The organism is Paenibacillus sp. FSL K6-2862 (assembly GCF_038005125.1).
Lineage (GTDB): Bacteria > Bacillota > Bacilli > Paenibacillales > Paenibacillaceae > Paenibacillus > Paenibacillus illinoisensis_A.
Genome location: NZ_JBBOSN010000001.1, coordinates 49,823 through 70,896 on the forward strand (window position 1 = coordinate 49,823; position 21,074 = coordinate 70,896).

Annotated in this window: 19 protein-coding genes; all 19 read left to right on the forward strand. The window is 49.4% G+C overall.

All coding sequences use genetic code 11. The features are described 5' to 3' along the window. Positions 1-153 precede the first annotated feature (153 nt). Positions 154-1,863 carry a putative polysaccharide biosynthesis protein gene (locus MHB82_RS00230; RefSeq protein WP_341173545.1) on the forward strand — a complete coding sequence of 570 codons (1,710 nt, stop codon included), beginning with the start codon at positions 154-156 and terminating at the stop codon, positions 1,861-1,863. Between the two features lie 151 nt (positions 1,864-2,014). Then, positions 2,015-3,511, forward strand: coding sequence for a nucleoside triphosphate pyrophosphohydrolase (mazG, locus tag MHB82_RS00235; protein ID WP_110756322.1), 1,497 nt, complete (start codon positions 2,015-2,017; stop codon positions 3,509-3,511). 309 nt (positions 3,512-3,820) lie between these two features. Beyond that, positions 3,821-4,093, forward strand: a complete 273-nt coding sequence (locus tag MHB82_RS00240; RefSeq protein WP_017691362.1) for an HU family DNA-binding protein — start codon at positions 3,821-3,823, stop codon at positions 4,091-4,093. Then, complete coding sequence (locus tag MHB82_RS00245; RefSeq protein WP_095293361.1) at positions 4,093-4,371, forward strand: RNA-binding S4 domain-containing protein; 279 nt, start codon at positions 4,093-4,095, stop codon at positions 4,369-4,371. The genes MHB82_RS00240 and MHB82_RS00245 overlap by 1 nt, the downstream gene beginning before the upstream one ends. A gap of 173 nt (positions 4,372-4,544) precedes the next feature. Further along, entirely contained in the window at positions 4,545-4,829 is a 285-nt protein-coding gene (yabP, locus tag MHB82_RS00250) for a sporulation protein YabP (protein WP_095293362.1), read from the forward strand. Continuing rightward, positions 4,826-5,395, forward strand: a complete 570-nt coding sequence (yabQ, locus tag MHB82_RS00255; RefSeq protein ID WP_095362248.1) for a spore cortex biosynthesis protein YabQ — start codon at positions 4,826-4,828, stop codon at positions 5,393-5,395. The genes yabP and yabQ overlap by 4 nt, the downstream gene beginning before the upstream one ends. Positions 5,396-5,407: 12 nt before the next feature. Beyond that, a complete protein-coding gene (locus MHB82_RS00260; protein WP_095362247.1) occupies positions 5,408-5,743 on the forward strand; it encodes an FtsB family cell division protein in 336 nt (111 codons plus the stop codon). A 199-nt stretch (positions 5,744-5,942) separates the two neighbouring features. Continuing rightward, a complete protein-coding gene (locus MHB82_RS00265) occupies positions 5,943-6,467 on the forward strand; it encodes a S1 domain-containing RNA-binding protein (RefSeq protein WP_095293365.1) in 525 nt (174 codons plus the stop codon). A 525-nt stretch (positions 6,468-6,992) separates the two neighbouring features. Then, entirely contained in the window at positions 6,993-9,500 is a 2,508-nt protein-coding gene (gene spoIIE / locus MHB82_RS00270) for a stage II sporulation protein E (protein ID WP_341173546.1), read from the forward strand. An 85-nt stretch (positions 9,501-9,585) separates the two neighbouring features. After that, positions 9,586-10,338 carry a VWA domain-containing protein gene (locus tag MHB82_RS00275; protein WP_095362246.1) on the forward strand — a complete coding sequence of 251 codons (753 nt, stop codon included), beginning with the start codon at positions 9,586-9,588 and terminating at the stop codon, positions 10,336-10,338. Next, complete coding sequence (locus MHB82_RS00280; RefSeq protein ID WP_095362245.1) at positions 10,322-11,269, forward strand: serine/threonine protein kinase; 948 nt, start codon at positions 10,322-10,324, stop codon at positions 11,267-11,269. Before MHB82_RS00275 ends, MHB82_RS00280 begins: the two co-directional genes overlap by 17 nt. A gap of 44 nt (positions 11,270-11,313) precedes the next feature. Beyond that, positions 11,314-12,753, forward strand: a complete 1,440-nt coding sequence (gene tilS, locus MHB82_RS00285) for a tRNA lysidine(34) synthetase TilS (protein WP_341173547.1) — start codon at positions 11,314-11,316, stop codon at positions 12,751-12,753. A 52-nt stretch (positions 12,754-12,805) separates the two neighbouring features. After that, a complete protein-coding gene (gene hpt / locus MHB82_RS00290) occupies positions 12,806-13,345 on the forward strand; it encodes a hypoxanthine phosphoribosyltransferase (protein ID WP_095293369.1) in 540 nt (179 codons plus the stop codon). A 101-nt stretch (positions 13,346-13,446) separates the two neighbouring features. Then, positions 13,447-15,492 carry an ATP-dependent zinc metalloprotease FtsH gene (gene ftsH, locus MHB82_RS00295; RefSeq protein ID WP_341173548.1) on the forward strand — a complete coding sequence of 682 codons (2,046 nt, stop codon included), beginning with the start codon at positions 13,447-13,449 and terminating at the stop codon, positions 15,490-15,492. A 293-nt stretch (positions 15,493-15,785) separates the two neighbouring features. After that, positions 15,786-16,724, forward strand: coding sequence for a quinolinate synthase NadA (gene nadA, locus MHB82_RS00300; protein ID WP_095362242.1), 939 nt, complete (start codon positions 15,786-15,788; stop codon positions 16,722-16,724). A 35-nt stretch (positions 16,725-16,759) separates the two neighbouring features. Next, entirely contained in the window at positions 16,760-18,379 is a 1,620-nt protein-coding gene (nadB, locus tag MHB82_RS00305; RefSeq protein WP_341173549.1) for an L-aspartate oxidase, read from the forward strand. Further along, positions 18,376-19,242 carry a carboxylating nicotinate-nucleotide diphosphorylase gene (nadC, locus tag MHB82_RS00310; protein ID WP_341173550.1) on the forward strand — a complete coding sequence of 289 codons (867 nt, stop codon included), beginning with the start codon at positions 18,376-18,378 and terminating at the stop codon, positions 19,240-19,242. Before nadB ends, nadC begins: the two co-directional genes overlap by 4 nt. Before the next feature lie 6 nt (positions 19,243-19,248). Beyond that, the gene (locus tag MHB82_RS00315) at positions 19,249-20,019 is read left to right on the forward strand and encodes a type III pantothenate kinase (protein ID WP_095293374.1); all 771 of its coding nucleotides are present in this window, start codon (positions 19,249-19,251) and stop codon (positions 20,017-20,019) included. A 157-nt stretch (positions 20,020-20,176) separates the two neighbouring features. Then, positions 20,177-21,064 (forward strand): Hsp33 family molecular chaperone HslO, encoded by an 888-nt coding sequence (gene hslO, locus MHB82_RS00320; protein WP_341173551.1) that lies wholly within the window; start codon positions 20,177-20,179, stop codon positions 21,062-21,064. Positions 21,065-21,074 lie beyond the last annotated feature (10 nt).

Genomic DNA, 21,074 nt, shown 5'->3' on the forward strand with positions numbered 1-21,074 from the left:
TAAAAAGGCATAATACGCAGGCTGAATTAAGAGCAGATGTAGGGGGCTTCAAAGGGAACTTCAACAGAAGGTTAGTCTGTGCGGCTTCGGGCAGGTATAATAGCAAAGTATGCTTACTGGATATAATCGCTTGGATAACTGTAGGAGGGACTTATGAAACAGCCGTCTACTACTGGCTCAAGATTGCTGCAGGGTGCATTTGTGCTTGGCCTTGCTGCCATTATTTCTAAAATCATCGGTGCTTTTCAAAAGATTCCGTTACAGAATCTAGGGGGCGACGGTGTTTTTGGTATTTATAACACGGTATATCCGTTCTATATGCTAATTATTACGATCGCTGCTGCTGGACTGCCTGTTGCCGTATCCAAATTTGTTGCTGAACAGCATGCGCTGGGGAGGCCCGAGGAGGGCAAACGGATTATCCGTCTGTCTTCGATACTTCTTGGAAGCATCGGATTAGTCCTGGCCATACTGATGTACATCGGTGCACCACTTATAGGTCAACTGATTGGTAATGGACATGTCATGCCTTCTATTCGGGCCGCGGCACTCGCACTGCTATTTGTCCCGCTAATGACTGGACTTCGTGGCTATTTTCAGGGTTTACAGCAGATGGTTCCGACCGCTGTGTCACAGGTCGTAGAGCAGACGATTCGTGTGACGGTAATGATTGTACTGCTGCTATGGTTGATGAAGCGGGATGCATCACTGGAGACCATTGCTGCCGGAGCCATGCTGGGTTCCGTTGCCGGTGGATTCGTGGGGTTAATCACCATGCTCGCCTATGTGTACAGTAGGCGGCGAAAGAGCAGGAAAACGGGTCTATCCCAAGAAGAGCTGGATGGCTTGCAGAGATCGGGAGCCAGGGAAGGACAACCGGAACAATGGACAGGAGAAGGCCTTCAAGCGGAGAAGCTTCCCACCAATGGTCAATGGATTCGAACCTTGCTGGTATATGCCATTCCCGTCTGTCTGGGTTCGCTCGCTGTACCTCTGATGAATCTGGTGGATACCTTCACGGTGCCCCGGCTTCTAAGAAGTGAAGGGCTGGATGAGGTCGAATCCATGGTGTCGTTCGGAATTTACAATCGGGGCTTGCCGCTTGTACAGCTCGTGACGATGCTTGCTACGTCGCTATCCGTGCTGTTCATTCCGGCGATGGCCGAAGCTCGCCTGAAGGGCGGGCCAGAAGCCGTCAGGCAGCAGGCAAGCATTGCGCTGCGCTGGTTCTGGTTAATCGGTCTGGCTGCATCCGCCGGTCTGGCGGTACTGGCAGAACCGATCAACCGCATGCTGTACGGTGATGCCGCAGGCACCGAAGCTCTGCGGTATATGGCGCTGACGGCAGCAGGCAGTACCGTCAGCATCATTGCGGCGGCGCTGCTGCAGGGCCTCGGCGCCGTGCGCGCACCCGCGTTCAGCATGCTGGCCGCCGCAGGCGTCAAGGCGCTGCTGAACGTCATGCTTGTGCCTGCGCTGGGCATCAGCGGCGCGGCCCTGGCAGGCGCAGTCGCCTATATGCTGGCGGCTGGCCTGAATGTGGCGCTGCTGGCGCGGCGTACCGCGATGCGCCCTGCCCCTGGCGCCGTCCTGGTGAAGCCGGCGCTGGTGATCGCCGCCATGAGCGTGGCGGCGGCAGGCGTGGCCTGGGCTGCCGGAGCGGTGCTCGGCGGCATGGGCATCGCGGCCGATCGCAGGCTGGCCGCGGTAGGCATAAGCCTGCTTGGCATCGCCGCAGGCGCAGCCGTGTTCTTGCTGGCGTCAGCCCGTACCGGGCTGCTGACCGCCACAGATCTGGCCGCGATCCCGAAGCTTGGACCGAGCCTGGCCAAATGGCTTCGCAGGCTGCATGTCCTGCGGTAGCCCTGTCTCACCCTTTTGCGTGTGAAATTATTGGATATCCACGGATTCTGTTATAATACGTGTAATTATAGAGCGCTGTTCTGCGTATGTTCCTCATGTCAATGTAACAAAGGGAGGCATTTTGCAGAATGGTTCGGATGGAGGCTTGAAAATGAGCGCAGCAGCTTTGACCGTCGTTGGTCTCGGATCAGGAGATGCAGATCAGCTGACAGTAGGTATTATCAAGAAAATGAAACAAGCGGCTACGCTGTATGTCCGCACATTGGATCATCCTGTGTTGAATGACCTGAAGCAGGAAGGACTGGAGATGACATCGTTTGATGCAATCTACGAGGCGAAAGCATCGTTCCCGGAGGTCTATGACGAGATTGCCAATCGCCTCATTGAGGCTGCCCGTCAGGGAGAGCCGGGAACCGAGATTGTCTACGCTGTGCCAGGCCATCCGATGGTGGCCGAGGCGAGTGTACGACTGCTTAAGGAACGCTGCCCGCAAATGGGTATCTCACTTCGTGTCATGGGGGGAGAGAGTTTTCTGGATGAAGCCTTTATCCGTCTCGGATTTGATCCCATTGAAGGCTTCCAACTTCTCGATGCGAGCAGCCTGAGCACGGAGCTAGTGCAGCCTCAGCTGCATACCTTGATTGGGCAGGTTTATGATGTGTTTACTGCGTCCGATGTGAAGCTATGCCTGATGGATGTATATCCAGATGACTATCCGGTATTTGTTGGACACGCCCTCGGTGTACAGGATCAGGAGATCATTCACAAGGTACCGCTTCATGAGCTGGACCGGATTGAAGGTTACGGAAACCTCTCCCTTATTTATGTGCCGAAAAACACGGATGATGCCCTGCGACGTCGCTCTTTTGCAAGGTTGCATGAAATCGTTAATATACTTCGCAGCCCGGGCGGATGCCCATGGGATCAGGAGCAAACCCATCAGTCGATTCGCAAGAACCTGATTGAAGAGACGTATGAGGTCATTGAAACAATCGATGAAGATGATCCTGACCACATGAAAGAGGAGCTTGGGGACTTATTGCTGCAGATTCTGCTGCATTCCCAGATGGAAGAGGAAGTGGGCACCTTCAATGTATATGATGTCATTGAAGGGCTTAATGACAAGCTCATTTTTCGTCATCCTCATGTATTTGGCGAGCATCAGGCCGAGAATGCGAATGAAGCACTGCAGAACTGGGAACAGATGAAGGCAGAGGAAAAGAAGCGCAAAGGGATCGATCAACAGACCGTTTCGGTGCTGGATGGTATTCCCCGCGATTTGCCAGCCTTGATGAAAGGCTACAAGCTCCAGAAGAAAGCAGCCAAGGTTGGTTTTGACTGGGATGATGTGAATGGCGTATTTGCCAAGATTGAAGAAGAACTGGCAGAACTGAAAGAAGCGGTGCAAAGCAATCAATCGGCTGAGGAGCGGAAGCTGGAACTGGGCGATTTGCTGTTTGCTACGGCCAATGTGGCTCGTTTCATTGATACGGATCCGGAGGAAGCTCTTGCCGCTACCAACCGCAAGTTCACTCAGCGCTTCCAATATATTGAGGAGCGGCTTCGTGAACTTGGACGGACACCTGCAGATAGCAACGTCGAAGAGATGGAGCAATTCTGGCAAGCAGCGAAGAAGGCTGGACTGTAACAGGGTAAACCAAGTAAACTGTTCAAATATCCTTGTTCCATGTTTTTCAATGGTATGATATGCTATACGAACATGTGTTCATGTTTGGATTAGGGTTAATCCTGATTGATCGGACAACATTCCGGGTATTGGACTTAGACTTTCCATAGGTACAGGTTCATCATCAGCCAAAAAAAGTCGCTGGCCGAGGCAGGAATTCAGAATCCAAGCCAGAATACATGTGTAGTAACCTTGCGCGAAAGCCGCGGCAATCAAGCGGATTGCCAGGATTCGCAGATACTTTCTTTTTAATTTGGGAGGCTTTTAAAAATGAACAAAACAGATCTGATTAACAACATTTCCACCAAAAGCGGTTTGACTAAAAAAGACGTTGAGTCCGTATTGAACGGCTTCTTGGGAGAAATTACAGATGCACTCGCAAGCGGAGACAAAGTACAACTGATCGGCTTTGGCACTTTTGAAACCCGCAAACGTTCCGGTCGTACCGGACGTAACCCACAAACAGGGAATGAAATCGTTATTCCTGAGTCCACTGTTCCTGCATTCAAAGCAGGCAACAAACTTAAAGAAGCCGTAAAATAATGCGTCTTGATAAATTCCTGAAGGTCTCCCGGCTAATCAAACGCCGTACTGTGGCCAAGGACGTCTCCGAACAGGGACGTGTTCTGATTAACGGACGTGAAGCAAAGCCAAGCGCTGCTGTTAAAGTGGGCGATGAGCTGACGGTTCAGTTCGGTCAGAAGCTGGTCACCGTGAAGGTGGAACGTCTTGCTGAGAGCACCAAGAAGGATGAGGCGAGCAGCCTCTATACCTTGGTTAAGGAAGAGCCGATCGCCAAGGATAACGGGCTGAACTGGTAATCATCTGCCCGATATGCTCTTTTGTGAATGAAAGTAAGTGAGATAGAAGCACCTTTCCTATATAGGAAGGGTGCTTTTGTGTTTGGATAAGCGGAAGCATTTCCTTCATGATCCCTGGTTCTATTCCCGCCTTCGCCTCCATAAGCTAGGTGTAAGAAGGAGGGGTACATGCCATGGTTGAGCACGGTAAACCGAAACAGCATCATTTGAGCATGCAAAATCGCAAACTGCTGGATCTGACAGGTGTCTCCAATGTAGAGAGCTTCGACAGTGAGGAATTTTTGCTGCAGACTGAACTTGGGCATCTGACCATCCGGGGGCACAATTTACATATCAAAAACTTGAGCCTGGAGGAAGGTTTGCTATCCATTGAAGGCACAGTCAGTTCTCTGCAATATCTGGACCCCGGTTCCCAGAACAAGAATAGTAAAGGCCTGTTCGGCAAGATGTTCCGATGAGTCTGGACACGCAGTGGATCACATTAACATGGATGCTGTTGTCGGGAATCGTAATGGGTATGGCCTACGACAGTTACCGGGTACTGTCCGGTCAGCTGCGCTTCCCGAGATGGAGCATGCACACGCTTGACCTGTTGTACTGGGTTGCTTCCGCGCTGTTCGTTTTCCGGATGCTGTATGCCGGAAACCACGGACAGCTGCGGTTTTATGTCTTTTTGGGGCTAATTATAGGGGTTTGCTTCTATTTTTGGCTTTTAAGTGTTACAACCCAGCGTTTTGTGGTAATGTTAATTAAACTCGCAAGAACACTTATTCATTGGTGTGGACATATCCTTAACATCCTGTTCGTTATGCCAGCGAAGGGACTATACAAGCTAGTTCGCGTGATATTGGGTTTTGTACTCGCGATACTGATATTCCTGGGCAAGCTGGTATTGCAATGTTTGGTACCTTTCGGTAAGTTGTTCCGCTGGATGTTTAGGCCGCTCCTGAAACATTGGGTAACGCCCCGTTGGATAATCCGTGCGGGTTCAAGTATTGCAGCGATATGGAAACGCTGGTTTTAAGGAGGTCCAAAAATGGGTAAAACACCTGTGGGGAGATCTACAGCCCCAACAGGCCAAGGGAAATCTGCCGGGGCAAAAAGACGCCTCATGCTCTGGATGACATTCGTCATTGTATTTGTTATTTGGGCAGGATATACGTTCCTCGTACAGAATGCACAGATTTCGGACAAGAGTTCAAACTTGGCCGCACAGCAGACTTCGAAGGAAGAGACGCAGAAGAAGCTGGATCAGTTGAAGTATGAAGTCAGTCGGTTGAAGGACCCTGAATACATAGGACAGCTGGCGCGGAAAAAAGGCTATTACCTGCCTGAAGAGACACCAATTCAGGTTGAAGAGTCAGGGAACTGATGGAATTACGCTCATGACTGAGCAAGAATTATTATCCATATATCTGAAGCCGTTATACTGTAAAAAATAGGCTCCCCTGCGGGGTAGAGCTCTGTTGACCTTGGTTTGCGGCATAAGGTATAATTACATTTAGCACAGCATTGATTTTGGCATCTAAAAAATCGGGTTGTATATTTTTAAGGGAGGATCATTTTATTCTATGGCAATTGAAGTGGGCACCAAGTTAGAGGGCAAGGTGACAGGCATCACGCATTTTGGAGCATTTGTGGATCTGTCAGGAGGTGTCACGGGTCTCGTTCACATCTCGGAAATCGCCGACAATTATGTCAAAGATGTCAACGACCACCTGAAACTTAATGACGTCGTTACAGTGAAGGTCATCAACGTTGACAAGGATGGCAAAATCGGACTTTCCATTAAGCAAGCTGTTGACAAACCGGTTGAGCAACAAACACAATCTAGACCCCCAAGAGCTCCAAGACCGGAACGCAGTGGAGGAGATCGCGAACGATTCAGCGGTGGAGGCCCAAGTGGCGGCCAAGGCCGTGGCGGCGGCGGTGGATTTAACCGCGACCGTGGAGGCCGTTCTTTCAAGCCCGCAGCAGGCAAACCTTCATTTGAGGATAAAATGTCACGCTTCCTGAAAGATAGTGAAGAGCGGATCTCTTCGCTCAAGAAGAACACAGAGGGCAAACGCGGAGGCCGTGGAGCTAAGCGCGTGTAATCTGTATCAACCTGATTTAAAATATAAGAAAAGCCGTTATCCCGTAAGGGTCGACGGCTTTTTTGCGTTTTGTCCTTTTTTTAAGTCTGTTGCTTACGCATACTTTTTGGGGTTTACCGTCGCCTATGCGCGTTCCACTGGATTCCTGGCTTTTCTTGTAAAGTAGTGCTCCACAGATGCACTTTTTTCGCACAAGGACCATAGGAAATAAGAACATTTGTCGTCTACCATTTTTTACCGACATGTTTCCGTGCCATTCCGCAGGTATCCCGTTCAATTCAAGTTGAAGGCAGAACAAATGCCATTCAAAATCAGACAACCCCGTCCTCGGTGGACCAGGCTGTGAAGGATGGAATGACAATAAGGCCGGGGGTTTCGCTCCTCCGCGCCATGCTTGTTTCTTTTGTCGTAAACTTTTTGAACCCTATCCACCTATTATGACAAACTACGTCTTCTAATCTATCTATAATCAGAACCATCGAGAATGAAACACGAAAACAAATAATCGAATGGGGTGCCTTTGGGATGATGGAAAAGTGGAATGTCATTCAATTTCCGGGAATGAAAGCTGGTAAAGGGAGTACAGAAGCTCGGGAGGAGTTGTCCGTACGTCTCAAACAGTGGATTACCTCCCGCAAGGCTGTCCAGTTCGTTGCTGCACGCAAATGGGTGCTGCTCCTTACATTTATGGGATTTTTATTGGGTAAGGCCATGATCCTGAATGAACTATCGCCCTTTGCAATTGCGTACTTCGCGGTGATTGCCTTCATGCGTAGGGATTACATTATTCCAGTTGGGGCCGCTTTGCTGGCGGGGAGCCTGTTTGCCCCGTTTCCGGTTCCACTTATCGTTGCATCTGAGATGGCGATCTTCTATCTCTTGTTCAGAGGGCTGGAGTCTTATGACCGTGCTGAATTATCTTATGCACCAACAATGGTGTTTACGACTACTTTTATGGTCAAGTTGTTCGCGGTCGTCATTGGACCGTCTTTCAGCTGGTACGCCATGTTAATGCTCACGATGGACTCCGTACTCAGCTTTGTGCTTACCCTGGTTTTTATACAAGCCATACCGATTTTTACGTACCGCAAAAAGAAATTCAACCTAAAGAGCGAGGAGATCCTCTGCCTGATCATATTGTTGGCTTCCGTTATGACAGGCGCGGTGGGTTGGACTATTCAATCCCTTTCCGTAGAGCATATGCTCTCTCGTTATTTAATTCTGATCTTCGCGCTGGTGGGCGGAGCCCCCCTGGGGGCATCCGTTGGGGTCATTACGGGGCTTATTTTAAGTCTTGCTGACATGTCCGCCGTGTACCAAATGAGTTTGCTCGCTTTTGCCGGGATGCTGGCGGGTATGCTTAGAGAGGGCAAACGAGCAGGCGTTGCACTGGGGATGCTGCTCGGCTCATCTATTCTATCCATTTATCTGGGCGGTCCAGGTGATGTAATGAATTCCCTATGGGAGACGTGTGCAGCCATTGTTCTGTTCATGCTTACACCTAAAAGCATGATGACGGCCATATCCAAATATGTGCCAGGTACACAGGATCATACCAAATCGCAGCATGAATATGCGAAGCGAATTCGGGATATCACGGCAGAACGGGTGACCCGCTTCTCGCAGGTATTCCGCCAGCTTTCCCGCAGCTTCGATCAGATGTCCGGTACGGGGGAACCGGTACAGAATGAAGGCGGCATGGAGCATTTCATGAATGCGGTAGCAGAGGGAACGTGCGCAGGGTGCTTTAAACGTGCACAGTGCTGGGATGCAAAGTTTATTCAAACCTATAAATACATGACAGATGTGATGAGTTCCATTGAGGCCAATCCGGAGATGTCGGGTAAACAAATCCCAGTGGAGTGGAACAGGGTATGTGCCAAACCGGAGGAGGTGCTTGAGGTTATGCGTGCCCAATATGGGCTCTACCAGCATAATATGCAGTGGAAGCGTCAGATTGTGGACAGCCGGCAGCTGGTTGCCGAGCAATTATCCGGAGTATCCCAGGTGATGGAGGACCTGGCCAGAGAAATCCAACGGGAAAGTGAGGAGATGGTACAGCAGGAGGAACAGATTCGGGATGCGCTGGAGTCGCTGGGCCTGTCCATTCATTCGATTGAGATTATCAATCTGGAAGCAGGCAATGTGGAAATCGAGATTGTTCATGCCTATACGAGGGGATTTGATGAATGCCGGAAGATGATCGCGCCGCTGATCTCGGATATTCTGGACGAGCATATTGCTGTTCTTCATGAGACGATGACGGATCCCCGTCAGGGTCTCGCAACCGTCACCTTTGGATCAGCCAAAACCTATGAGGTGACTACAGGGGTAGCTGCGGCTGCCAAAGGGGGAGATTTATTATCTGGGGACAGCTTCAGCACGGTTGAACTGGGGAATGGTACCTTTGCGGTGGCACTCAGTGATGGTATGGGCAACGGGGAACGTGCGCGCATGGAGAGCAGTGCTGCGTTAAATATTCTGGAACAGCTGCTTCAATCGGGCATGGATGAGAAGCTGGCGATCAAGTCCGTGAACTCTGTGCTGATGCTGCGCTCTCCTGAAGAGATGTATGCCACGGTGGACATGGCTCTAATTGATGAATATACGGCAGAGACCACATTTATGAAAATCGGCTCAACACCGAGCTTTATTAAACGAGGACAGGAGGTTATTCAGGTATCGGCCAGCAACCTGCCCATTGGCATTATTAAAGATATCGAAGTGGATTTGGTCACTGTACAGCTTCAACCTGGCGATATATTGATTATGATGACGGATGGAATCTATGATGCCCCAGGGTATGCCGTTAACAAGGAGCTATGGATGAAACGTCTCATTCAGGAGATTGATAGTGACGATCCGCAGGAGGTAGCGGACTGCCTGCTTGAGAGCGTGATTCGATATCAGCAGCATGAGATTTTGGATGATATGACTGTCGTTGTAGGAAAAGTAGAGCACTACCGTCCCGAATGGGCCACATTGCGTGTACCGGGCATTAACCGGATGGAGCGTCCCCGTACAGTAAGTTAATTGCATCGTTCTCTGTTTGAAGTCTCTTCATTCTGGCAATGCTAGTCATAGAATTGGAGAGTAACGAAAAACGGAGGGATTTCGGATGAAGCAGATCTTGTTGATCACCGACGGTTGTTCTAATGTAGGTACAAGTCCGGTACTGGCAGCGGCGGAAGCCCGTGAAGAGGGAATCACGGTCAATGTAGTTGGTGTGATCGATTACGGAACCATTGGTGAACTGGGCAGCCGGGAGATTGAGGATATTGCAAAAGCCGGAGGGGGGATCAGCCAGATTGTCGGCACAAGGCAGCTTGCCCATACGATGCAGATGATGACAAGGAAAACAGTGGTTCAGACCATTCAGCAGGCGGTTAATAGAGAGTTAACACAAATTTTGGGAGAGAAGGTGTCCAAAACCGTAACGGACCTTGAACCTGCACAGCGTGCTCAGGTAGTAGAAGTAATAGATAACCTGGCTGAAACGAGCCCTCTTCAGGTGATCCTGTTGATCGATGTAAGTGCAAGCATGAAGCCGAAGCTCGCTGCAGTTGAAGAAGGAATCCGGGATTTGATGTTGAGCTTGCAGTCGCGTGTAGGGCAGAGCAAGCTCTCGGTATTTCATTTCCCGGGCCGCCATAGTGGAGAAGAGGCTGTGATGGATATTAACTGGACATCGGATCTGGGCAGTGTCCGTTCGCTGTTTGGACGTCTGCAGATGAAGGGTGCGACCCCGACAGGTCCTGCGATTCAGAAGGTGATTGATTTTTACCGTTATGGTACACTGGAGGGACAGCAGGAAATAGAAGGGAACTATCGCATTGAAAGAGAAGGGATGCTCGGTGACAACGTTGTCTGATGCCTCTTTCCCGCCAGGAACAGTAATTACGGGGAAATGGAATCGCAGCCGTTATACGATTCGCAAGCTGCTGGGCAAAGGCGCCAACGGCATCGTTTTTCTTGTCCAGCGGGGTGAGAATGGCAAGCACTATGCACTTAAGATGGGATTTGATCCGTTCGATCTGCAATCAGAGATCAATGTGCTCAAATCGTTTCAGCTACAGCGTAATCATGAGGCCCTGAAGCAGAGTGGTATTCCTTCCTATCTCAAGGATGTGGACGATTATGCCATTCAGGGACGGGATATTCCCTTTTATGTGATGCGTTATGTTCGGGGTGAAGCTCTTCACCACTTCATCAGGCGTCAAGGGACGGACTGGACACTGCTGGTTGGGCTTAGACTTTTGCAGAAGCTGGCACAATTACATCAGGCGGGATGGGTGTTTGGTGATCTTAAGCCTCAGAACGTACTGGTATCCGATTATGGTCAAGTGGAGCTCATTGATTATGGTGGAGTAACGTCAATTGGGCGAAGTGTGAAACAGTTTACCGAATGGTATGACAGGGGCTTCTGGAATGGCGGAAGCCGAACAGCAGATGGCACCTACGATGTTTTTGCTTTTGCTCTGTTACTGATTCACGTATTGGAGGGGGAAGCACTCAAGGCGCTGGCTGCCGAAGGATTGCCACAACTGCGGAGTGTCAATCAGCTCACGGCTCTGGTGGAGCGAAGCGAAAGGCTGCGACCGTTTCGTAACTGGACGATTCAGGCTCTTCGGGGACAGTTCCGGGACGCCGGACAAGCAGCCAAAGCCTGGAAAGACATGATGGCCCGGCCTACACCTCTTCGCCGGCGTTCATCAAGCACTACACCACGCTGGCTGAAAAATGCATTCGCTGTATCCGTTATATTACTTATTGGGGTACTCATCTATGCACTGCGTTTTTAATTTTTATAGGTGCATATACATAACGCAAGGAATGAGGAACAGGTATGGGGGCTTTACGCTGGAACGAGCTGGTGAATCATGTGCTGGAGGCAGCGGAAGAGCATCAGTTATGGGTTCCCGGGGATCGGATTATCGTCGCTGTATCGGGCGGACCGGACTCGGTGGCTTTTTTGCATATTATGCATGAGATCAGTACAAGACATGTTCCGCTGGAGCTGGTCTGTGCTCATGTGCATCACGGATTCCGCGCAGAATCCGATGAAGAAGCCGAAATGGTCGGAAAAATGGCAGCACAGCTGAACATTCCTTTTGAATGGGTGAAGGCCGATATTCCTTCCTATATGAAGCTTACAGGGAAGGGATCCCAGGAAGCTGCACGCGATAGGCGGTATGCATTTCTGCATGAGGTAGCTGACAAATATGGTGCAGCAAGCATCGCTCTGGCACATCATGCGGATGATCAGGCCGAGACCGTTATGCTTCATTTATTACGTGGCAGCGGGTTAACCGGACTGTCCGGAATGAAGTTTAAACGCCGTGAAAAAAATGTGGAACTTATTCGCCCATGTCTTCGTATAAACAAGACAGACCTTGTAGAAGCTTGTAATACTCAGGGATTTCTGTACTTTAATGATGCAAGCAATTCCCAGCGTAAATATCGGCGCAATGCCATTCGCTTGGATGTGCTTCCTTATTTGGGGCAATATAATGGACAGCTCACGCCGTCTTTGAATCGGCTTGCCGAAATTGTGGGCGATGAAGACGATTTCATGGAGCAAGGTGCATATGACGCATACAGGTGTCTAGTGCAGGTGAACGGCGGAAGGCAAACCTTTGAGGTGCCTTCCTTTTTGAAGTTACATGTCGCTTTACAACGAAGGTTGATTAAACTAATATTGAATTATCTGCCTTTGGACAGTGATTTTGTCGACTTTACCCGTATCGAAACCATTCGCCGCAAGGTGATAGAGCCTTATGCGAAGACCTGGAGCCTAGATTTAGGACAGACACTCGCTTGTACCCGGGAGTATGATCTGGTTTCCTTTGGCTTACGGACAGACGTACAGGATCAATCTTTCGAGTATCGTCTCGTGCAATGGAACGGAACTTATGAGCTTTCACTCAGGGAGATTGACCGATATCTTCGGATCGTTCCTATGAGTCCCGAGGACTATCTTGTACCGGAAACGGCAGATCAGGCCGCATTTGATGCGGATCAATTGCTCATGCCGCTGGTTGTGCGTTCACGGTTACCTGGAGATACCATGAAAGTCATGGGATTAAACGGAAGCAAAAAGGTGAAAAATATTTTCATCGATGAAAAAATCCCACCCTCTGTCCGTCCGCGTATTCCCGTGGTTTGTGACGGAGCAGGCAACATTGTCTGGTTGCCGGGTGTTCGCCGGTCGAATATTGCACCGGTGAAGAAGGATACTTCCGCCATCCTGTACATGACTGTAGGCAATTCAGCGATTCAGGGGTAGTGGTTATGGTTCAGGTAAGGCTTTCATAGTATAACTTAGGAGGTTCGCACAGTTGCAGAACGACATTCAGGAAGTATTGATCAGTGAAGAAGAAATTCAAAGTAAAGTCAAGGAATTAGGCGCAACACTAAGTGCCGAATACGCAGGTCGCAATCCTTTGGTCATTTGTGTGCTCAAGGGTGCGTTTATATTTATGGCTGATTTGGTTAAAAACATAACGGTACCTGTTGAAATGGATTTCATGGCAGTATCAAGTTATGGAGCATCGACCAAATCGTCAGGCGTTGTTAAGATCATCAAGGATCTCGACGTCTCGGTTGAAGGCCGTGAGGTTCTCATTGTCGAGGATATTATCGATAGTGGACTTACGCTCAGCTATTTGATTGAACTGCTTCAAAATCGCGGTGCCGAATCGGTGCGCGTGGTTACGCTTTTTGACAAACCTTCAGGCCGCAAGGTGGAGCTTGAAGCTCATTACACCGGCTTTGACATTCCTGACGCATTCATCGTCGGATATGGTTTGGATTATGCCGAGAAGTACCGAAATCTCCCTTACATCGGGATTTTGAAACCGGAAGTATACAGCAGTTAATAAGCATGCTAGTTCCAAGCCCAGTTCTGCTCGTGCCTTCTGTTGAGAAGCCATGTCGGGCTATGTTAAAATAATTAAAGTGTCTCGAGAGGAGGTAGGGGATGAATCGGTTCATCCGGAATTCTGGTTTTTATTTGATTCTTTTTTTAGTCGTGGTGGGCATAGTGCAGTTCGTCAGCAATGGCGGCGAAGCCACAGATAATCCTAGATATGATCAGTTGCGCACGGCGGTTAAGGCGAACAACATCTCGGAATTGACGGTTCAATTCGACGGTCAGTCTTTTCTTGTGACCGGTCAATATAGAGAGAAGCCTAGCGAAGCCAAATCAGAAAATTTCTCAACGTACATTCCTCCTACGGATGAAGCGATTAGTGAGCTTGTAGCGGCAAGTGAAGCTAATAATTTCAAGTTAAATCAGGAGCCAATGAGAGGTGACAGCATCTGGCTGACACTTCTGACATCCTTTATTCCTTTGATCATTATGTTCCTGCTGTTCTTCTTCCTGTTTAATCAGGCGCAAGGCGGCGGCGGTAAAGTAATGAACTTTGGTAAAAGCCGTGCCCGTCTCTATAACGAAGAGAAGAAGCGGGTTACATTTGAAGACGTCGCAGGTGCGGACGAAGAGAAGCAGGAGCTTGTTGAGGTCGTTGACTTCCTCAAAGATCCTCGCAAATTCGCAGCTGTAGGTGCACGGATTCCTAAGGGCGTATTGCTCGTGGGGCCTCCGGGTACTGGTAAAACGTTGCTTGCTCGTGCCGTTGCAGGTGAAGCGGGTGTGCCGTTCTTCAGTATCTCGGGTTCTGACTTCGTCGAAATGTTTGTCGGTGTCGGTGCATCCCGTGTACGTGACTTGTTCGAAAATGCAAAGAAAAACGCCCCATGTATCATCTTTATTGACGAGATTGATGCTGTAGGTCGTCAGCGTGGTGCTGGCCTTGGCGGTGGTCACGATGAACGTGAACAAACGCTCAACCAGTTGCTCGTTGAAATGGACGGATTCGGAGCTAACGAGGGTATTATCATCGTGGCTGCAACGAACCGTGCAGACATTCTGGACCCTGCCTTGCTGCGTCCGGGCCGTTTTGACCGTCAAATTACGGTTGACCGCCCTGATGTAAAAGGTCGTGAAGCGGTACTGAAAGTACACTCCCGCAACAAACCACTCACAAAAGATGTGAAACTGGACATTATTGCGAAGCGTACAACAGGCTTCTCTGGTGCAGATCTCGAGAATCTCCTGAATGAAGCGGCATTGCTTGCGGCACGCCGTAACCGGAGAGACATTTCCATGAAAGAAGTTGACGAGGCGATTGACCGTGTCATCGTAGGTACGGAGAAGAAAAGCCGTGTCATCAGTGATCGTGAGAAACGAATCGTTGCTTATCACGAAGCAGGCCATACCATTGTAGGATACTTCCTGGAACATGCCGATATGGTACATAAAGTGACCATCATTCCGCGCGGACGTGCGGGTGGATATGTAATCATGTTGCCAAAAGAAGACCGTATGCTGGTTACCAAGCAAGAGCTCTTGGACAAAGTTACAGGACTCCTTGGGGGTCGTGTGGCAGAAGAATTGTTCATTGGTGAAATTGGTACTGGTGCATACAGTGACTTCCAGCAAGCGACAGGTATTGTTCGCAGCATGGTAATGGAGTACGGTATGAGTGAAAAATTGGGACCTATGCAATTCGGAAGTTCACAAGGACAGGTATTCCTTGGACGGGATATCGGCCATGAACAGAATTACTCGGATTCCATCGCTTATGAGATCGATCAGGAAATGCAGCGCTTTATCAATGAATGTTACGAGAAATGTAAGGACTTGCTCGTAAAACATTCCAAAGAAATGCACTTGATCGCTCAAACATTGCTTGAAGTGGAGACACTGGAGATGGATCAGATCAAACAATTGATCGAGACAGGTTCCTTGACTCCAAAACCGGAGAGCGATAATGATAACGAAGGTACGCCAAGTGAAGGCGGAGAACCAATCGTCGATAACATCGGTGATGTGCGTGTTCGCATTCAAGGCAAAGACGAAACACCTGAACCACCTGCCGGAGATATCCCTAACAATGCTCCGAATCTGGATAAAGGCAACAGTAATGATCCAGATGATGGTGGTACGAAGCCAACGTCTTAATGTCTAACAGAACCTATTCTGAGAACAGATCAAAGAGAGCCGAGAGGCTCTCTTTTTTTGTGCGTTTTGTTCAAATTGCAGAGATAATGATAACTGCGAGCTAGAGCGCGAACTACGCAGGAAACAGTTGATTAGGGTGTTGTTCTGTGCCCTTTTCATTTATTGACAGAGTCGTGAACGTTGTGTACATTAGGTGTTAAACCGCTTGTGATTCGTTTCTCAAGCGAAAATATCGACGCAGATAGTCACAGGAAACGGCGCATGGCGCCGTCCGTCAAAGGAGAGGATCACAGGTGGAAGCTCTGGCTTTAGAGCGCAAGGCTGAGATGAACCGGGAGCTGCGAGCGCGGCTGATGGAGTTGAAGAAGGAACGTAATGCTATTATTCTTGCTCATTATTACCAACGTGACGAAGTGCAGGAAGTAGCCGATTTCCGTGGGGATTCATTCCTATTGGCACAGAAAGCGGCACAAACGGATGCGGATGTCATTGTATTCTGCGGGGTTCATTTTATGGGTGAAAGCGCTAAGATTTTGGCCCCGAACAAGACGGTTATCATTCCGGATGAACGTGCTGGATGCCCCATGGCAGACATGGTCAATGTTGAGGGCCTGCGTAAACTGAAAGCGCAGCATCCTAATGCAAAAGTAGTGACATATATCAATTCCTCGGCTGAGATCAAGGCGGAGACCGACATCTGTTGTACATCGGCCAATGCAGTCCGGGTTATTCAATCTGTTGATTCTGATGAGATTATCTGGGTGCCGGATAAAAACCTCGGACATTATGTTCAGCAGCACACAGACAAAAAAATGATTATCTGGGAAGGGTATTGCAACACTCACGATATGCTGACTGTAAAAGACGTCGTCGAGATGAGAGCCAAATATCCAAATGCCGAGTTTGTCGTACACCCGGAATGTCGTCCGGAAGTCGTGGAGATGGGAGACTTTGTAGGCAGCACGACAGCAATTCTCGAATACTGTAAAAATTCTTCTGCCAAGGAATTTATCGTGGGTACGGAAGATGGTACAGGGTACCAGCTGCGACTGGATAGCCCGGATAAACAGTTTCATTTTGCCACCAAGTTCTTGGTGTGTCCAAACATGAAGGTCAACAACCTGAAGAAACTGGTTAAATGCCTGGAAACGATGAAGCCGGAAATTTATGTACCACCGGCCGTTGCCGACAAAGCCAGAGAATCGCTAGAGCGCATGTTACTGGTGAAGTAGCATGCGCTACTCTTGCTCCGAGACAGGTGAATAGGATGATACCGCAATATATAGTGGATTTTGATCTGTCCCAGCTGCCCATTGTGGAGACGGATGTACTAGTTATTGGTTCTGGCATTGCCGGATTATATACAGCCATCAGGGCAAGCAAACATAATCAGATATTGATGATTACGAAGAAGTCCTTACTGGAGAGCAATACCCGCTATGCACAAGGAGGCATCGCTGCGGTAATCGCTGAGGATGATTCCCCTGCATACCATCTGCAGGATACACTTGTGGCTGGAGCGGGCCTGTGTCGCCGCGAGGCAGTGGAAGCATTGGTAAACGAAGGCCCGGATGGAGTACAGGAACTGATCCGTCTGGGCACATTGTTTGATGTGGAGAACGGCGAGCTGGCGTTGACGCAGGAGGGTGCGCACAGTCACCGCCGTATTTTGCATGCAAATGGTGATGCGACTGGATACGAGATCGTGAGGGCTCTTGCAGCTCAGGCAAGTGCACATTCAGGTATTGAAGTCTGGGATGAGCATTTTGTCATCGACTTGATCACGGATCACGGTGAATGTGTAGGGGCATTGGTTCAGAAGTCTGACGGTACCAAGGTGTTTGTAAAAGCGCGTGCTACGGTGCTCTGCTCCGGTGGGGCAGGGCAATTGTACCGCTATACAACCAACCCAGAGGTTGCCACAGCTGACGGTGTTGCGATGGCATATCGTGCAGGTGCAGTCATTCGCGATATGGAGTTCATTCAATTCCACCCGACCTCCCTATGTTATCCGGGTGCTCCGCGCTTCTTGGTTTCTGAAGCAGTACGGGGCGAAGGAGCGTTTCTGCGAAATATCAAAGGTGAGCGTTTTATGGAACGTTATCATCCACAGCTTGAACTCGCTCCGCGTGATGTTGTTGCACGAGCAATTGTTAGTGAGATGGAGACGACGAACAGTACATTTGTGTATCTGGATATCACCCATGAATCGGCTGAGTTAATCAAACACCGGTTCCCTACCATATATGAGACATGTATGCGGTACGGACTGGATATGACCACAGACTGGATTCCGGTTGCTCCGGCAGCACACTATATGATGGGTGGCGTCAAAACAGATTTGAACGGGGAGAGCAGCATTGGAAGGTTGTTTGCTTGTGGTGAAGTTTCCTCAACGGGAGTCCACGGAGCCAATCGTCTGGCGAGTAACTCATTGTCTGAAGCCATTGTATTTGGGCACAGAATTGTTGAACGCATTCAAACACTGCCACCGCTAAATTCAATTCAAATTGAAACCCCTACGCCGCATAGTGTCGGGAATAGAAAATGGAATGAGCAGCAGCCGATTTCGGAACGGCGTTTGCGTTTGCAGAAGATGATGGTCCGTCAGGTGGGTCTGAGACGTAACGGTGCCGGCTTACAGGGTGCCTTGAATAAACTGGAGAGTGAAATGGACATCTTCAATTATTTGCTGACACATAAGGAAGAGATGGAATACGCCAACCTTTTGACCTGTGCCTGGCTGGTCACCAGTGGAGCATTACATCGTCAGGAGAGTCGGGGAGCACATTTCCGTGAGGATTTCCCGCTTCGTGATGATGCGGGTTGGCAGAAGCATAGTTTGCAGCAAAGAGAACAAGCGATTGTGGAGGAATTGATGTCATGATACTGAACGGATATAATGAAGGACTCACCGAATCCATCAAAAACTGGCTTCGCGAGGATGTGGGGGCAGGGGATGTCACTACGAGTGTGACGATTCCTGCAGGCCATCAATCCAAGGCAGTTATTCACGCCAAAGACCACGGGTTCATCGCAGGCATATCGGTAGCTGAACTGGTATTTCAGGTAGTAGACCCATCGCTCGTATTTAGACCGATGGTACAAGATGGAGATGAGGTTACTCGGGGAACAACGCTGGCAGAAGTGGAAGGAAGCACCCACAGTCTGCTTACAGGTGAGCGTCTGGCGCTCAATCTGCTGCAGCGCATGTCGGGGATTGCAACGCGCACACGTTCATATGTTGATGCATTAGAGGGCCTCTCTACACGATTGGTGGATACACGTAAAACAACCCCTGGACACCGCTTGCTTGAAAAATATGCAGTACGGATCGGTGGAGGGGCGAATCACCGATTTGGATTGTACGATGCGGTTATGATTAAGGATAACCATATTAAAGGGGCAGGCGGCATCACAGAAGCCGTGAAGCGGGCAAGAGATGTCATTCCTCATACAATGACTATTGAGGTGGAGACTGAGAATCTGACCCAGGTGAACGAAGCCTTGCAGGCAGGTGCGGATATCATTATGCTGGACAATATGCATCCGGATCAGATGCGTGAGGCTGTTACGGTTATTCGTAAACAGGCTCCGCATGTGAAGGTGGAGGCATCAGGTAATGTCTCTCTGGATACCATCCGGGGGATTGCCGAGAGTGGTGTGGATGTAATTTCGGTTGGAAGGTTAACCTATTCTTTCGAGAGCCTTGATATCAGCCTAGATTTAAACGAAAAGAAAGAGGGGTGAACCTCTTTGATTCTTGTTGTAGACGTGGGCAACAGTAATATTGTACTCGGCGTGTACCAAGGCCGGTCGTTGCTCCACCATTTTCGTCTGAGTACGTCCCGTCAGTCCACAGTGGATGAATACGGCGTATTGATTTATAATTTATTTCATATGTCGGATATATCAACACGCGACATTGAAGGAGTCATCATCTCATCGGTGGTTCCTCCGCTTGTGCATGTGATGGAAACGATGTGTGAAAAATATGTTGGCAAAAAGCCAATGGTTGTGGGACCTGGCATTAAAACAGGCCTAAACCTAAGGTACGAGAACCCGCGTGAGGTAGGCGCAGATCGCATTGTGAATGCAGTGGCAGCCGTTGAGAAATACGGTGGTCCACTTGTGGTTGTTGACTTTGGCACTGCGACGACCTTCGACTGTATTGATGAGAAGGGCAACTACCTTGGGGGAGCCATCGTACCGGGCATTCATATTGCCACTGAAGCGCTCTATGAGCGGGCATCCAAGCTGCCTCGCATCGAACTGGAGAAGCCCAAGAAGGTTATAGGACGCAATACGGTGCATGCCATGCAGGCTGGTATCATATATGGCTATGCTGGACAGGTCGACGGAATTGTTGATCGCATTCGTACAGAGATGGGTGTACAGCCCAAAGTTATTGCAACCGGGGGGCTTGCACCGTTGATTGCGGAGGAAACACGCAGCATCGAGGAAGTTGATCCGCTGCTTACGCTGGAAGGGCTGCGTATCATTTATGAGCGGAACCGGGAAAGGTAAGGAAAGAGACGGCATGCAGCGGGCTGATTTACCAGTCTTACGTATTGTGCCGTTTTTTCTGTAAATTGAACGGATTTATAAGTTGAACGATATCACATTCAATTTATATATCGTGTATCAGAGATACTATAGTATACGCCAAAGGAGGCTGAGTGACTTGGAAAACAACAAACAGGACCGCTTGATTCGCGGTACAGCAATGGGAGGACGGGTTAGAGCCTTTGCTGTCCAAACAACAGAGTTGGTTGAGGAATTGCGCAGAAGACATGATACGTTTCCCACGGCTACAGCTGCCATGGGGCGTACGGTAACCACTGCAGCCATCATGGGTGCAATGCTTAAAGGTGAAGAGAAGCTGACCATTCAGGTCAAGGGAGACGGTCCCATTGGGCAGATTGTTGCCGATGCGAATGCCAAAGGGGAAGTTCGTGGCTATGTGACGAATCCGCATGTGCATTTACCAAGCAACAGTATGGGTAAGCTTGACGTTAGAGGAGTTGTGGGCACAGAAGGCTTCGTGAATGTAACGAAGGACCTTGGCCTGAAGGAACCTTATCGTGGCAGTGTACCGATTGTTTCGGGAGAGCTGGGCGAAGACTTCACATACTATTTTGCCAAATCGGAGCAGACACCTTCTGCTGTAGGCGTTGGCGTACTTGTAGATACCGACAATTCGGTCATTGTCTCCGGCGGATTCATTATACAGCTGCTGCCTGGGCTGACCGACGATGAAATCACCGTAATTGAGAATGCTATCGGCACGTTGCCTGCTGTGACGACGCTGCTGGAGCAAGGGCTTGAACTGGAAGAATTGCTGAAGCGTGTACTGCCGGATGTACAGGTTATGGATGGCATGGACATTCATTTCCGCTGTCAGTGTTCCCGGGAACGGGTCGAAAAAACGTTGATCAGTCTGGGTCAGCACGAAATGGAGCAGCTGATCGAAGAAGAAGGCAAAGCAGAAGTAGTGTGCCAGTTCTGCAATGAAGCTTATGATTTCAATAAAGAACAACTCGAGACCATTCTAGAGCAAGCCAAGAACTGATATAAGCGGG

What these genes read in the sequence shown, in the direction of transcription:
- MHB82_RS00230 (WP_341173545.1), top strand. Translation starts at nt 154, where the DNA reads ATGAAACAGCCGTCTACTACTGGCTCAAGATTGCTGCAGGGTGCATTT.
- mazG (WP_110756322.1), top strand. Translation starts at nt 2,015, where the DNA reads ATGAGCGCAGCAGCTTTGACCGTCGTTGGTCTCGGATCAGGAGATGCA.
- MHB82_RS00240 (WP_017691362.1), top strand. Translation starts at nt 3,821, where the DNA reads ATGAACAAAACAGATCTGATTAACAACATTTCCACCAAAAGCGGTTTG.
- MHB82_RS00245 (WP_095293361.1), top strand. Translation starts at nt 4,093, where the DNA reads ATGCGTCTTGATAAATTCCTGAAGGTCTCCCGGCTAATCAAACGCCGT.
- yabP (WP_095293362.1), top strand. Translation starts at nt 4,545, where the DNA reads ATGGTTGAGCACGGTAAACCGAAACAGCATCATTTGAGCATGCAAAAT.
- yabQ (WP_095362248.1), top strand. Translation starts at nt 4,826, where the DNA reads ATGAGTCTGGACACGCAGTGGATCACATTAACATGGATGCTGTTGTCG.
- MHB82_RS00260 (WP_095362247.1), top strand. Translation starts at nt 5,408, where the DNA reads ATGGGTAAAACACCTGTGGGGAGATCTACAGCCCCAACAGGCCAAGGG.
- MHB82_RS00265 (WP_095293365.1), top strand. Translation starts at nt 5,943, where the DNA reads ATGGCAATTGAAGTGGGCACCAAGTTAGAGGGCAAGGTGACAGGCATC.
- spoIIE (WP_341173546.1), top strand. Translation starts at nt 6,993, where the DNA reads ATGATGGAAAAGTGGAATGTCATTCAATTTCCGGGAATGAAAGCTGGT.
- MHB82_RS00275 (WP_095362246.1), top strand. Translation starts at nt 9,586, where the DNA reads ATGAAGCAGATCTTGTTGATCACCGACGGTTGTTCTAATGTAGGTACA.
- tilS (WP_341173547.1), top strand. Translation starts at nt 11,314, where the DNA reads ATGGGGGCTTTACGCTGGAACGAGCTGGTGAATCATGTGCTGGAGGCA.
- ftsH (WP_341173548.1), top strand. Translation starts at nt 13,447, where the DNA reads ATGAATCGGTTCATCCGGAATTCTGGTTTTTATTTGATTCTTTTTTTA.
- nadB (WP_341173549.1), top strand. Translation starts at nt 16,760, where the DNA reads ATGATACCGCAATATATAGTGGATTTTGATCTGTCCCAGCTGCCCATT.
- nadC (WP_341173550.1), top strand. Translation starts at nt 18,376, where the DNA reads ATGATACTGAACGGATATAATGAAGGACTCACCGAATCCATCAAAAAC.